Origin of the sequence: Ruegeria sp. ANG-S4, from assembly GCF_000814005.1 — a bacterium.
Taxonomy (GTDB): domain Bacteria; phylum Pseudomonadota; class Alphaproteobacteria; order Rhodobacterales; family Rhodobacteraceae; genus Ruegeria.
The window spans coordinates 579573-593507 of sequence record NZ_JWLK01000002.1 but is presented as its reverse complement, the minus strand read 5'-3'; the positions used below and the strand labels follow the sequence as shown (position 1 = coordinate 593507).

Below are 13935 nucleotides of genomic sequence, written 5' to 3'. Positions count from 1 at the left end.
AGACACGGAACGGCTTCGCTAACTGGTCTGTTCTCGGCTGTGGAAACAGATGCTGTTTACGGGCTCGACGCAGTGTGCCAGGGCTTTTCAGCGTTTGAGGCCTCCAGATTCGGATTCGGGTTCCCTCCGGCTCGATCGGACCTTACCATCGCGGTACTCGACACCCCCACAGGTACCTCAAAAGGAGATCGCGATGATCAGAACCTCGTTCATACTGGGATGCGTATCCGCCCTTGCCCTTGGACCCATGGCTGCGGCACAAGACCCCGCGCCGGAACAGGGGTATGGCTGGGAAGAAAAAAATTCCGTCACCGGAACCGATTTCATGGTGGCCGCCGCGAACCCTCTGGCGGTGCAGGCTGGGTATGATGTTCTGGCCAAAGGCGGTACTGCGGCAGATGCCATGATCGCCGTCCAGCTCATGCTGAATTTGGTCGAGCCGCAGTCGTCCGGCATCGGCGGCGGTGCTTTCATGCTGTATTGGGATGCATCGACCGGTGACCTCGTCACCTTTGATGCACGCGAGACCGCGCCCGCTGCAGCGACACCAGAAAGGTTTCTGGATGAAAATGGCGAGAGAATGCCATTTGTCCAATCCGTTTCCGGCGGCCAGTCGGTTGGCGTACCGGGTATTTTGCGCCTGATGGAGGTGTCGCACAACCTGTACGGCAAACTGCCTTGGTCCGATTTGTTCCAATCGACCATCGAGACTGCCGAGAACGGGTTCGAAGTCTCGCCGCGCATGGCCAATTCACTCCAAAGCACAGTGGATCGTGAATTTCCGCTCGACCTTTTTGACGGTGCAAAAGCGTACTTCTTCAACGACGACGGCACCCCGCTATCGGCGGGCACAATGTTGAAAAACCCCGACTTCGCCGAGACCCTTCGCATCCTGTCTACCGACGGCGCGGACGCATTTTACAGCGGACCGATTGCAGAGGATATCGTTGCGGCCGTCAACGAAACATCTGTTCTGGAGAACAATATCACACTGCAGGATCTGGCAGATTACCGTGTCAAGATTCGGCCTGCGGTGTGTGCCGATTATCGTGGGTACGACGTCTGCGGAATGGGCCCGCCGACCTCGGGCGGCCTGACAGTCGGCCAGATTCTGGGCATGCTCGACACTTTCGACGTCAAATCCATGGGGTGGACCCCCGAATTCGCGCATATCTATTCCGAAGCCGCCAAACTGGCCTATGCGGATCGCGGGCTTTACATGGCAGACAGCGACTTTGTCGACGTGCCGACCAAAGGGCTTTTGGACAAGGGTTATCTTGCCGACCGGGCCAAACTGATCGACGCCGGCAAAGCCAGCGAAAAAAGAACGGCCGGTGATCCACCCTATCAGGAGTCCGCGCTGAACCTCGCGCCTTCGCAAAACCCGGGTCGGCCCGGCACCAGCCATATTGTGATCCGCGACAGTTATGGCAACGCGCTTTCGATGACGACCACGATTGAAACTTTCTTTGGCAGCCGCGTCTTCGTCAGAGGGTTTCTTCTCAACAACGAACTCACCGATTTCGACCGCGCGCCCAAGGATGGTGATCGTCTGGTCGCAAACCGGGTCGAGGGCGGAAAGCGGCCACGCAGCTCGATGTCGCCAACCATCGTCATGAAAGATGGCGCGCCATATTTTCTCGTGGGGTCCCCCGGCGGCAGCCGGATCATCAACTATGTGGCAAAGACCATTATTGCTGTGATTGACTGGGACATGGACCCGCAGGATGCGATTGAAACCGGGCATTTTTTGCATCGCAACGGATCGACGCTGGACGTCGAACAGGGAACCAGCGCCGAGTCATTTTCGGACGCTCTTACGGCAAAGGGCCATGAGGTAAGCGCACGCGACCTAAACAGTGGATTGCACGCGATCCTTATCAAGGATGGTCAATTGATCGGCGCAGCCGATCCGCGCCGCGAAGGGATCGCTATGGGTCAATGAGTTTTCCGGGCAGCGCAAGCTGCCCGGTCACCCCTCAGGCCTCTGGACCAAGTCCATCAGTCGAAAGATCGTCCAACTTGGGCATCAGGTGCAGCAACTCACGCGCGTATTCGGTCTGGGGATTGGCGAACAGATCATCGGTGGCCTGTATCTCGACCATACGACCCTGTTTCATCACTGCCACGCGGTCACACATCTGCCGGACGACCGGCAGGTCGTGACTGATGAACAGCATGGTCAGACCCAGGTGCTCTTGTAAATCCTTCAGTATATTCAGGATTTGGGCCTGAATAGAGACGTCCAGCGCGCTTGTCGGTTCATCGCAGATCAGGAACCGAGGCTGCGTCGCCAGCGCGCGCGCAATCGAAATGCGCTGTCGCTGGCCGCCTGAAAACTCATGCGGGTACTTCAAACCCGCCTCGGAACCCAGGCCAACCTGATCCAGCAACTCGTCGACGCGCCGCTTGATATCCGGCCCGTCCATCAGGCGATGATGTCGGATCGGCTCTGCGACGATCTCATCCACACGCATCCTTGGGTTCAGCGAGGAATACGGGTCTTGAAAGATCATCTGGATTTGCTTGCGGTATTCGTCCTGCACCGGCTTGTCGCCCAGATCGCTGACCAATTGGCCATTGAACGAGATCGTTCCGCCGTCCACCGGATAAAGCCCCGCGATCATCCGGGCCACCGTTGATTTGCCAGAACCGGATTCACCCACAACCCCAAAAACCTCGCCCGCCTGGATGTCGAAACTCACCTCGTCCACCGCGGTAAAATAGGTCCGGTCCCAGGGCAACAGGCCTTTTCGCTGCAGGAACTTCTTGGTCAGGTCACGGATTTCAAAAACGGGCTTTGAGGTGTCGTTGTCCAACTTCGGCCAATGCCGCGCCATATCTTCAATGGCAAAGCGTGTTTCGCGCCCCCCATAGCTGATCTGAGGAAACCGATGCAATTTGAGCGTCGGCCGCGGCACAGCCGCAATCAGGGATTTGGTGTATTCATGGCTCGGCTGGCCCATGACCTCCGCGGTCAGCCCGCTTTCGACGACCTTCCCGTCATACATGACGGTCACCCGATCCGTTGTATCCGCAATGACCCCCATATCGTGGGTAATCAGAATGACACCCACCTGACGTTCGCGCGCCAGTTCCTTGATCAGATCCAGTATCTGCGCCTGAACCGATACATCCAGCGCCGTTGTCGGCTCGTCCGCTATGATCACGTCCGGTTCGGTGCACAAGGCCAGCGCGATCACCACGCGTTGCCGCATCCCGCCCGAGAATTGATGCGGATATTGATCCAGTCGGGTATCCGGATCGGGAATTCCAACCCGGTCGATCAGATCGCGGGCCCGCTTGTTGGCCTCGGCATCGGATCCCCCCAGATGCGCCTGAATGGTTTCCACCAGCTGTTCGCGCACCGTAAACAGCGGGTTGAGCGAGGTTAGCGGGTCCTGAAAAATCATCGAGATTTTCTTGCCGCGCAAACCGCGCATGGCGTCAGCGTCCAGCCCGCTAATCTGATCGCCACCCAGTTTGATTTCACCACTGGCAATCCGTCCCGGCCGGTCCAGCAGGCCCATGACGGCCGCACCGATGGTGGATTTTCCGGCACCGGACTCTCCGACAAGCCCGTGAATTTCGCCCGGTTCGACGGACAGGTTTGCATGATCAACGGCTGTGAACAGTTTGCGCCTTGTCGGGAACTCGACGGTGAGATTTTCGATTGTCAGAAGGCTCATGAAATCACCGCAGTTTCGGGTTGAGCGCATCGCGCAGCCAGTCGCCCAGCAGGTTCACCGACAGCGCCAATGCCAACAGTGTGCAGGCCGGGAAGAACAATATCCACCACTCACCCGAGAACAGGAACCCCTGCCCGATCCGGATCAGCGTACCCAACGAGGGCTGTGTTGGCGGCGCGCCGACCCCGAGGAAGCTCAGCGTCGCCTCGGCAATGATGGCCAATGCGAGCGAAATCGTCGCAATCACCAGAACAGGGCTCAGGACATTTGGCAGGATGTGACGGAACATGATCGGGAACGACCCGCGTCCGATCAACCGCGCGGCCTGTACATACTCTTTGTTCTTTTCCACCAGCGCAGCGCCACGTACCACCCGAGCGAACTGCACCCAATCGGACAGGGCAATCGCAATAATCAACACATAGATTGCCATCTCATTGCGGTATTCCGGCGGCGTGACACCTTTGGCAATGCCAAAAATCAGCATCGCCACCAGAATGGCCGGAAAGGTCAACTGAACGTCGGCAACCCGCATGATGAAGGTTTCGATCCACCCACCGAAATAGGCAGCCACCAATCCCAGGATCACCCCGATGATCATGGCCAACAGCACCGCAGCGGTGCCAACAAACAGCGAAATGCGCAGACCATACAAAATTGTCGAGAACACATCGCGCCCTTGATCATCAGTGCCCAGCAGAAACGTCTCTTGGGTAAATGCGTTGGGCGTCCCGGGCGGCGTAAAGCCATTCATCAGGTTCAGCGTTGCCGGGTCAAACGGGTTATATGGTGCAATCAACGGCGCGAAGATCGCCGCCAGCACCAGAACAACCACGACCAATGATGCGATGACGGCCACCGGCGAATGGCGGAAGGACCAGGCAAAATCACTGTCCCAGAACTTGGCGAACCGCGTTTTGGGCGTGGATTGCGGGGTTTGAGTGGCGTCGGTCATGTGGCCCTCGCGTCGACACGCAGGCGCGGGTCAATGGCATAGTAAAGAAGGTCGACAATCAAGTTTATCGTTACGAACATGACTGAAATCAGCATCAGATAGGCGGCCATGACGGGAATATCGACAAACTGGATCGCGTTGATGAACAGCAGCCCCACACCGGGCCATTGAAAAACCGTTTCGGTAATGATGGCAAAAGCGATGATCGAGCCCAGTTGCAGGCCCGTAATCGTGATCACTGGCACCAGCGTATTCTTCAGCGCGTGGCGGAAATTGATCACGCGGTCTGACAAGCCTCGGGCACGGGCGAAACGCACATAGTCGGCGCGCAGAACCTCCAGCATCTCGGACCGCACCAGCCGCATGATCAGTGTCATTTGATAAAGGCCCAGCGTGATTGCCGGAAGTATCAAAGCCTTGAGGCCCGAAGCGGTTAGAAACCCGGTCGACCAATTGCCGATCATCACTGTCTCGCCCCGCCCGAAACTTGGCAAGAGGTCCAACTCAACCGAGAAAACATAGATCAACAAGATCCCGATCAGGAATGTCGGCAACGATACCCCGATCAGAGAAACGGTCATGATGACGTTTGCAGCAATCCCTTGTCGTCGGATCGCGGTGAAGACGCCCAGCGCAATACCCATGGTGATGGCAAGAAAGCCCGAGACAAAAGCCAGTTCCAACGTCGCGGGCGCGCGTTCCGCGATGATTGTGGAAACCGGACGGCCCTGCCTGTACGAGACCCCGAAATTGCCCTGCACCGCGCCCCGCAGAAACTTGGCGTATTGCACGACAAAAGGCTGGTCCAGTCCAAGCTCGGTCCGCAGACGATCGATATCGGCCTGAGTGCGTTCCTGGCCCAGCATGTTGTCGATCGGATCCCCGACAAAGCGGAACATCGAGAAGGCGACCAGGCCCACGACCAAAAGCACGATCACGGACTGGAACATCCTGCGGACGATATATGCGAACATTCGTTTCCCTCGTTGGCCGGTCTCTGTAGGTCATCTTTGACCAAATGGTCAAGGTAACGCCAAAAGACCGGCGCGCTGTGCTAAGCGGTCAGTTGATTGTCACCCAGCGCAGCAAAAAGAAGTTGTCCGGGCGTTGGGTCAGGTCGACATTGCTGCGTGTGCCCCAGACCAGCGGTTGAACATACATAGGGACATAGACGTGCTCGTCCTGAATGATCCCGGTGACCTCATCCAGCATGGCCTGACGCTTGTCCGCATCCAGTTCGGACTGGATCATCGGCAAAAGCTCATCCACCCGCGCATTCGAGAACCCGCCAAAGTTCCAGCTGCCCAGCTTCTTCTCTTCGTTCGGGGTAGCAACCAGGAACCGAACGGGATGTTCGGCATCAAACGTGCCGGGGCTCCAGCCCAAGAGATACATATCGTAATTGTCCTCTCGCAGCTCTGGCCAATAGTTGCGGACCGGCATCGCATCCAGTTCGGCGGTGATCCCGATTTGGGCCAACATGCTGACCACGGCCTGACAAACGGCCTCGTCATTCAAATAGCGATCATTGGGACATTTCAGACCGAACGAGAATCCGTCGCCATAGCCGGCTTCGGCCAGCAATGCCTTGGCCGCCTCGACGTCATAGGTCGGACGGTCGGCATGGGCGCGGGAATATCCGCTCATTGCCGGGCTGACCAATTGCGATGCTGCTTCGGCGTTTCCGCGCATGATCGTCGCCAGAATGGCATCGACATTGACAGCCTGCGCTATGGCCTGGCGCACGCGGGCATCCTGGAATGGATTGGGCTTGCCGGCGTCATCGGTATACTTCAGCGCGTCAGCTTCATGATTGAAGCCAAGCATGATGACACGCGCTTCGATACCCTGAATGACTTCGACGTCGTCACTGCCCTGCAGCCGTGAAACGTCTTGAATCGGAACCGGGTTGATCATGCCCACGTCGCCCGACAGCAGCGCGGCAACGGCAGTGGCAGGATTTTGGATCGGCGTGAACTCGGCGCTGGATATGTTGTGTTCGGCTGTGTCCCACCATCCATCGAACGGCTCAAGAACCGTGCGCAAGCCGGGCTCACGCGCGGTGACTTGGAACGCGCCCGTGCCGTTTGCATTCAGCGTCGCAAAGTTGCCGGTTTCCTTGTCCGGAACAGCAGCCTCGTTCGCCTCGGCCCAGCCCTGATCCATGATCATCCAATTCGCAATTGATGACGGGAACAACGGGTTGGGTGCCGTCATCATGAAATCGACCGTGTAATCATCGACCACATTTACGGCGCTGACCGGCGCGAACCAGCTGCGCGTATCTGCCGCCTCGCCCGAGGCGCGTTCATAGCTGAACAAGACGTCCTGCGCATTGAATTCGCTGCCGTCGTGAAAGGTCACCCCCTCGCGCAGGTTGAACCGCCATCCGTCGCCATCACCGATTGGTTCCCAGCTGACGGCGAGCGCGGGTTCTACCCGCATGTCTTTGCCGCGACGAACCAACCCTTCGTAGACGTTGTTCAGAAACCCCAGAACCGGGGCCGAGTTCACCGCGTGCGGGTCCATCGTCTGCGGGTCGGTGGTTGAGGCCCACTTGAACTCTTCGGCCTGCGCGGCGCCTGCAATCAGCAGAGCAAGCCCAATGGCGCTGCTTCTTAGGGTCATGGCAAATTCTCCCTATGTGTTCTGAAAATGTCCGGTTGCGAAGAAACAAGTCAGGGCGCGATCTCGCGCCCTGACCGTTTTTTCAAACATCACCCTACTGCATGGTGAAGTATTTGATCTTCGGTGAGTCCTCGGGCTCGACAATCGTACCAACACCCGACTTCATGCCCCAGTTCAGAACTTGGTGGTGGATCGGGATGTAAAGCTGCTCATCCTGAACAACCTGCCAGATTTCCGCGATCTGCTGATCGCGGGCCGGCAGATCGGTTTCCGAGGCCAGCGCCACAATTTTGGCGTCAAGGTCCGGGTTGTTGTACCGGGTCGCGTTCCATGAACCGTATTTCTCACCCTTGGTATGAACCAGGAAGTTGAAGATGTATTCCGAGTCGTAAGTCGGAACACCCCAGCCCAGCATGTAGAAATCGGTTTCGAGGTTGGACAACAACGGGAAGTGCTGGGCCTTGGGTTTGGCGTCCAGGTTCACCGTAATCCCGATCTGGGCCAGCATACCAACTGCGGCCTGACAGATCGCCTCATCATTGATGTAGCGGTCATTGGGACAGTTCAGCGTCAGTGTGAAACCGTCCGGATAACCAGCCTCGGCCATCAACGCTTTTGCCGCTTCCAGATCTGTGGTGGACGACGCATCCATACCCTCGTCCCAGCCGTTCACGAAAGGCGGCGCGATCATACCCGCGGGGGCGGATTGGCCGCGCATCACGACCTGTTTGATCGCATCGCGGTTGATCGCCTTCGACATCGCTTGACGGACCCGTACATCTGCAAGCGGGTTTGCGCCATCAACGCTATCTGATCCCAGATCGGCATCACCCATGTTCATGCCGAAAAAGATCACCCGGTTCTGCGGCGCGGTGCGCACATCCAGACCGTCGGTACCGGCGACACGCTCAAGGTCTTGCACCGGAACATCCTGAATGAAATCAACCTCACCCGAAAGCAGTGCCGCAACGCGGGTCGCGGCATTCTGGATCGGCGTGTAGATGATTTCAGTCACTTCAAGTGGAAACTCGTCCTTGCCCCAATAATTCTCATTGGCGGTCAAAACGGTTTTCACATCCGGTTCGCGGCTGACAAGTTTGTACGGGCCGGTGCCGTTTGCGTTTTTCGCCGCAAAGGTATCCTCGCCGCCTTCATAGTCCTGAACCTTGACGGCATTGTTCGCCTCGGCCCAGCCCTTGTCCATCATGAACATGTTGGTCAGGTTGTTGGGCATGATCGGGTTGGGGCCGTCGGTTTCGATTTCGATGGTGTATTTGTCCGGCGCGCGGACCTCTTTGACCGAGGCCAACAACTCCTTGTAGTCGGAATCCGGTGTCATTGCGCGGTTCAGCGAAAAGACGACGTCTTCGCTGTCGAACTCTGCACCATCATGGAAGGTCACGCCCTCGCGCAATTTGAACACCCAGACATTCGGGTTTTCTTCGGATGGCGCCCACTCGGTCGCCAGCGACGGGACCAGTGCGCCAGAGTGATCGCGCATGACCAGCGTTTCCATGATCTGATGCGCGAAGGTCGAGGTCGGGCCTTCGTTCTGGGCATGTGGGTCCAGCGTCAGCGAGTCCCCCGCCCTGGCCCATCGCAGCGTTTCTGCCGAAGCTCCGGCAGCAATCATTGCGGTCGCACTGACGGCGACCATCAGAGTCTTAAAAGACATAATATTCTCCCCATTTTATTTTTCCCGCGCGGCAGCGCGGTTAACCGGATTTTCCGATCTTTGTGGATTTGATCATCCAGATCATTCCGAAACTTGCAACAGCAGATTGAACCGCAACGCTCCGGCTCTGCCCTTTGAAAAACTCGCTGCATGCAAAAGCCGCGCCATTCAGCGTCTATTTTGCGGAACCCCAACGCGCCTGCCGCCAAAACGGTGCAATCCCATCGTGGGGGTGGAAACAGGCCGGTGGGGTTTCGATCTGCAAGACGCCCTGGCCCGTGCGACGACAAAGTTCCTGATCAATTGGCGCAAGCCGCGCCAAGTCAAACGGCTCGGCCTGTGCATTCGGCCAGCCATTTGCAGAATCCCGCAGCACAAGCCGCATTGCCTGCACCAACCTGTCAGCAGCGGCGCTGTCCCACGGACGCAGGCCCGCACCCTCCATCAGGTTGAACAGATTGATCCAACTTTGCACGTTGAACACGCAGTAGTGCTGAGTCATCGTGCGGGTCAATTCATGTGGCTGCGCGCCATTTTCCTCGATGGTACCCAGAAGGCGCGCCTGCGCCCTCAGGTTGACCTGCTGCAAGCAGTCTGCATCCCCCAGAAACGCCGCCAAAGCAGCCTCCTGCAGATCAAAACAGGTGCCATGATTGTTCTCGTTCCGGCATTCCTTGATCCCTTGGTCGCTGGTTTTAAGCCAGTTCAGGAATTCCGCACACCAACTTTGCACCCCGGACGAAATCTCATCGTGCTGCAGCAGGCGGACGGCATCGAGGAAAAAGTAAAAGTCCTTTGTCTCGATCAGGCCATTGTCCGACCCTCGGTCATTGTTGTGACCCCGACGAACCTGAGCGTAAAAAAGGTTTGGATTCATTCGTGTCGCGGGTTCCAGGAACCAAGTCCTGATCAGCGCTTTGGCGTGATCCCGATACGCCTCATCCCCGGTGATCCGCGCCGCCAGAGCCAGCGCCGTTGTGTCGTCAAACATCCGTTGCAGGCGGGTGCGGTCAAAACGATCGCTGTCCGGTTCATACAGTCCGGTTCCCGGCACGCGATGACCATCGCGCCGGACATACGGCAGTCCATCTGCCTTCTTTGAGTTTGGCCACCAATAGGGCGCCGGGTGAAAATAATCATGCTTGTCCCCACTGGGCCCGGGATCCGGTTTGTCGACAACTGAAAACGGTCCCCGTGTCAGCGCCGCATCGGCGGTCGCCTGAATGGCGTCGTAATCCGGGTCTGCAGGACTGGCGGATAATGCGTCAAGCTCCGCCGCGCTGTAAAACACCGGCTGGCCAGAGCTTGCTTGCGCGCGAACCGGACGCGCCTCAAGCATGTCCAACGTTGCCCGAATGGCTTGATTTCGCGCGACGCCTCGGTCCCGGATCGTATTGCCTGTATCCTGTTCCAACTGCGCCTGACCGGAAAACAGCCGCGCCACCCAGCCTGCTTGCCCCACGCGGTGACCTTCGGGCGAAACCTTGCGCGGCGGGATATCGAAGCGGGCAACCGGCCACTTTTCCCAAGGCCCCGGAATGCCAAGATGCAGGAACAATTCGACCTTTGGGCGACGGCCATAGGGATGCGCTTCGTCAAATCTCAGCGGCGCATCGCAGCGAAAGGCCAATTGAGGTTCTTCTGTCGCGTTGGGGGTGACATCGTCCGCCAGCAGGTCCTGATTATCCAGCATCCTTGCCATTGGAACGGTGAAATACCGCTTGTCTCGACGGCTCATAATATCGCTGCGCACAGCTTGCCACGCGCTTTCGGTAAAGTAGCAATTTCCGTCAAATGGCAGCGCCCATTTCGCGTGTTTCAAACACAGCCCCAGCGCGACGTTTCGTGCTCCGTTGTTGTTCATGACGTAGTTGTTGCGCAGCCGGTACGCCTGCGCAATCAACGGCAACCTGCATTTCTCGTCCAGCTGGTCCAGCCTGCCATCGACAAAAACCATTGGGTCTTCGATCGTAGAAAAGTCAAAGCCGGTGGATTGCAACGCATCGGCGTCATAAGGTATGCGCTCATAATCTTGCCCGTGCTGTTCAAGCAGGTTGATCAATCTGGCCTCGTTCTCAGGGTCGAAGATACGATTCAAAACCCACAGTTTTCGACAATTCGACAGCTCAGGCTCGTTTTCCAGAATGAACCGCACGTTTTCCAGCGATTGCCCGGCTTTGTGCCGTGGGACAAGATCGTTGCCGATTACCCGGCACAAGGCGAAGGTATCAGGCATCGCGTCAATGCGCTCTTCCTCCGCCATATCAATTGGCGCCGGCGGCACACGATCCAACGAACCTGCGATACGTCCCATCTGACCAACCGGGGCAACCGGCGAACGCGTTGCCCGTTTCCTGCTGCCGAACAGCGGCTTTCCCTTTCGGCGTCGCATGACGTAGTAGACCGGCAGCAAAACCGGAGAAAACAGAACAATAAGCGGCGACAGCAACAGCAAAAGCCGATTGCGCCTGACCTTCTTGTCATGGGACGAGGCGGGCGCCTTTGTTCCACCTTTTGCGTTTGCCGTCATTCGCTTAGTCCATAGCCCGGAAAAACCTGCATATCCGAGAATTGCCGCGATGTCTCGCAGTATGCCAAATCCCGTCCCGGATTCGTGGGCGGCGTGGGGTCAGGCACCCATTTCATCCGTCCGCAACAGCTCCTTCCGGACCCACGCCGAACGGCCCGGCATAGGCAAAATCCGCTTGAAACCCGCTTGTTGAAAGGCGTATTCCGGCTCAACACGCTCAAAGAGGACTTGAACGCATGCGCATTGCAATGATCGGCACCGGATATGTTGGCCTCGTGTCAGGAGTGTGTTTTTCGGACTTCGGCCACGATGTGATTTGCGTCGACAAAGCCGCCGAGAAAATCGAGATGCTGCAAGCCGGCAAGGTCCCGATCTACGAGCCCGGCCTCGACGTATTGATGGCCAAGAACGTTGCGGCCGGTCGTCTGACCTTTACCACGGATCTTGCGGCGGCCGTTGACGGTGCGGATGCCGTCTTTATCGCGGTGGGAACACCGACGCGGCGCGGCGACGGTCACGCGGACCTGACCTACGTGATGGCTGCTGCGGGCGAGATTGCCGAAGCTTTGACCGGCTATACTGTCGTGGTCACCAAATCGACCGTGCCCGTGGGAACCAATCGAAAGGTTCACGAGGCTGTACTGGCCGCCAACCCGAACGCTGAGTTTGATGTTGCATCGAACCCGGAATTTCTGCGCGAGGGGGCCGCAATCGACGATTTCATGCGGCCCGATCGCGTGGTTGTCGGTGTTGAAAGCGAACGCGCCGGTCAGGTCATGGGCGAAATCTACCGCCCGCTGTATCTGCGGGACTTTCCGATCATAACCACCGATCTGGAAAGTGCTGAGCTGATCAAATACGCGGCAAATGCGTTTCTGGCGACCAAGATCACGTTTATCAACGAGATCGCGGGCTTGTGCGAACGTGCTGGCGGCGATGTAAAAGAGGTTGCCCGCGGCATCGGTCTGGACGGTCGAATTGGCAACAAGTTCCTCCGCGCAGGCCCAGGCTATGGCGGGTCATGTTTTCCCAAGGATACGGCGGCATTGGCGCGTATAGGACAGGATCATGCCTATCCGATGCAGATCACCGAAACGGTCATTCGCGTGAATGACGGCGTCAAAGGCCGCATGATCGAGAAAATCCGCGATGTCTGTGACGACAAATTCAACGGCAAGACCATTGCCGTTCTGGGTGTGACCTTCAAGCCAGATACCGACGACATGCGCGATGCGCCCTCACTTACGATTGTGCCCGCCCTGATTGGCAGCGGCGCGCGCGTGCGCGTGGTGGACCCGCAAGGTCGGGCCGAAGGCGAGACCCTGCTGCCGGGTGTCGAATGGATGGACGACCCCTATGAGGCCACAAAAGGCGCGGATGCCGTTGTAATCCTGACGGAATGGAACGAATTCCGGGCGCTGAATCTGACGGAAATGGCCGACGCAATGAATACGGCGCGCATGGTCGATCTGCGCAACGTGTACTCACCAGCGATGGCCGAAAGCGCCGGGTTCGAAACGTATGTTGGTGTCGGCATCGGCAATTGACGTGCCCGTTCCACACCGGCGCGATCACGTCCTTTGATCTGGTTGCCGAAACCATAACAAGCGAACCGTTTCGGTGATCTTCACCACGCGAATTACGTAATGAACACCCCAGACAGAGAATGCCTGGCCGGCGCCCAGGTCCGGGTTCCGAAGCAGTTTGCCCAGCGTTTTGAAGGACGGGATCAGCTTTTGGATCGGGGGAATGTAGTTCACCCATCCTCGGCCTGAATTCCTGCGCAGACGCGCGCCTTCGATCCGGCGGGCCTTGGCGATATGTTCGCGCAAGCTGCCCCGTGCCGAGTGGCGGACAGCAGCTTCTGCGGCAAAGACAATCGGCTCGCCTGCGGCTTTGGCACGGTCGTTCCATTCCATGTCGCCGCCGGAAAGTACCGTATCCTTGAACGGGCCAATCCTGTCGATCAGGCTGCGACGAACAATCAGATTCGCAGTGACCGCCCTGCCCCGCTCAACCCATTTTTGCTGTTCCAGACCCAGGTAGCGGTCATAGAGTTCTGTGTTGGTCCAGTCCGCGCCATTCGGAGTCAGAACGACATCCCCGCCGAAACGGTTTACTTCGGGATTCAACTGTGCGGCGCGCAATCCGGCGGCAAGGTAATCCGGCACCGGCAGACAATCCGAATCCGTAAAGAACAGCAGGTTCGCGGTCGCTTCGGCGATCCCCCGGTTGCGCGCCGCATAAGAGCCCGGCTTTGCCTCTTCCAAAACCCGCGCATTGGGCGGTAGGCGGAACCCCGCAGGAATCGGATCCAACGGGTCATTGTTGACCAGCAAAACCTCAAACCTGTCCAGGGCCAGCGTTTGCGTTGCCAGACAGTCCAGACAGGCCTGTGCCTGACCCCAACTGTGATAGGTCGGGATAATGACCGAAGCATCCATCAGGCGGTTCGTCC

Annotated in this window: 9 protein-coding genes; 2 read left to right on the top strand and 7 right to left on the bottom strand. The window is 57.9% G+C overall.

Annotated features, from left to right (window positions below):
* The first annotated feature begins 193 nt into the window (after positions 1-193).
* Entirely contained in the window at positions 194-1945 is a 1752-nt protein-coding gene (ggt, locus tag RA28_RS10175; protein WP_039527519.1) for a gamma-glutamyltransferase, read from the top strand.
* A gap of 34 nt (positions 1946-1979) precedes the next feature.
* Here the strand turns inward: ggt and RA28_RS10170 are convergent, their stop codons facing one another.
* The 6 genes from RA28_RS10170 to RA28_RS10145 form a co-directional block, all read right to left on the bottom strand.
* Positions 1980-3689 (bottom strand): ABC transporter ATP-binding protein, encoded by a 1710-nt coding sequence (locus tag RA28_RS10170; RefSeq protein WP_039527516.1) that lies wholly within the window; start codon positions 3687-3689, stop codon positions 1980-1982.
* A 4-nt stretch (positions 3690-3693) separates the two neighbouring features.
* Positions 3694-4644 carry an ABC transporter permease gene (locus RA28_RS10165; RefSeq protein WP_039527512.1) on the bottom strand — a complete coding sequence of 317 codons (951 nt, stop codon included), beginning with the start codon at positions 4642-4644 and terminating at the stop codon, positions 3694-3696.
* The gene (locus RA28_RS10160; RefSeq protein ID WP_039527510.1) at positions 4641-5618 is read right to left on the bottom strand and encodes an ABC transporter permease; all 978 of its coding nucleotides are present in this window, start codon (positions 5616-5618) and stop codon (positions 4641-4643) included. The genes RA28_RS10165 and RA28_RS10160 overlap by 4 nt, the downstream gene beginning before the upstream one ends.
* An 88-nt stretch (positions 5619-5706) precedes the next feature.
* Complete coding sequence (locus RA28_RS10155) at positions 5707-7272, bottom strand: ABC transporter substrate-binding protein (protein ID WP_039527507.1); 1566 nt, start codon at positions 7270-7272, stop codon at positions 5707-5709.
* A 94-nt stretch (positions 7273-7366) separates the two neighbouring features.
* Positions 7367-8947, bottom strand: a complete 1581-nt coding sequence (locus RA28_RS10150) for an ABC transporter substrate-binding protein (protein WP_052261410.1) — start codon at positions 8945-8947, stop codon at positions 7367-7369.
* Positions 8948-9122: 175 nt separating this feature from the next.
* Positions 9123-11477, bottom strand: coding sequence for an alginate lyase family protein (locus RA28_RS10145; protein ID WP_082029796.1), 2355 nt, complete (start codon positions 11475-11477; stop codon positions 9123-9125).
* A gap of 236 nt (positions 11478-11713) precedes the next feature.
* Between RA28_RS10145 and RA28_RS10140 the strand changes: the two genes are divergently transcribed.
* The gene (locus tag RA28_RS10140) at positions 11714-13024 is read left to right on the top strand and encodes a UDP-glucose dehydrogenase family protein (RefSeq protein ID WP_039527499.1); all 1311 of its coding nucleotides are present in this window, start codon (positions 11714-11716) and stop codon (positions 13022-13024) included.
* Positions 13025-13048: 24 nt separating this feature from the next.
* Here the strand turns inward: RA28_RS10140 and RA28_RS10135 are convergent, their stop codons facing one another.
* A complete protein-coding gene (locus tag RA28_RS10135; protein ID WP_052261409.1) occupies positions 13049-13921 on the bottom strand; it encodes a glycosyltransferase family 2 protein in 873 nt (290 codons plus the stop codon).
* Positions 13922-13935: the final 14 nt, after the last annotated feature.

Bases quoted from the DNA above. Each gene is read 5' to 3' on its own strand.
- RA28_RS10140 (WP_039527499.1), top strand. From the start codon at position 11,714: ATGCGCATTGCAATGATCGGCACCGGATATGTTGGCCTCGTGTCAGGA.
- ggt (WP_039527519.1), top strand. From the start codon at position 194: ATGATCAGAACCTCGTTCATACTGGGATGCGTATCCGCCCTTGCCCTT.
- RA28_RS10160 (WP_039527510.1), bottom strand. From the start codon at position 5,618: ATGTTCGCATATATCGTCCGCAGGATGTTCCAGTCCGTGATCGTGCTT.
- RA28_RS10145 (WP_082029796.1), bottom strand. From the start codon at position 11,477: ATGACGGCAAACGCAAAAGGTGGAACAAAGGCGCCCGCCTCGTCCCAT.
- RA28_RS10165 (WP_039527512.1), bottom strand. From the start codon at position 4,644: ATGACCGACGCCACTCAAACCCCGCAATCCACGCCCAAAACGCGGTTC.
- RA28_RS10135 (WP_052261409.1), bottom strand. From the start codon at position 13,921: ATGGATGCTTCGGTCATTATCCCGACCTATCACAGTTGGGGTCAGGCA.
- RA28_RS10170 (WP_039527516.1), bottom strand. From the start codon at position 3,689: ATGAGCCTTCTGACAATCGAAAATCTCACCGTCGAGTTCCCGACAAGG.
- RA28_RS10155 (WP_039527507.1), bottom strand. From the start codon at position 7,272: ATGACCCTAAGAAGCAGCGCCATTGGGCTTGCTCTGCTGATTGCAGGC.
- RA28_RS10150 (WP_052261410.1), bottom strand. From the start codon at position 8,947: ATGTCTTTTAAGACTCTGATGGTCGCCGTCAGTGCGACCGCAATGATT.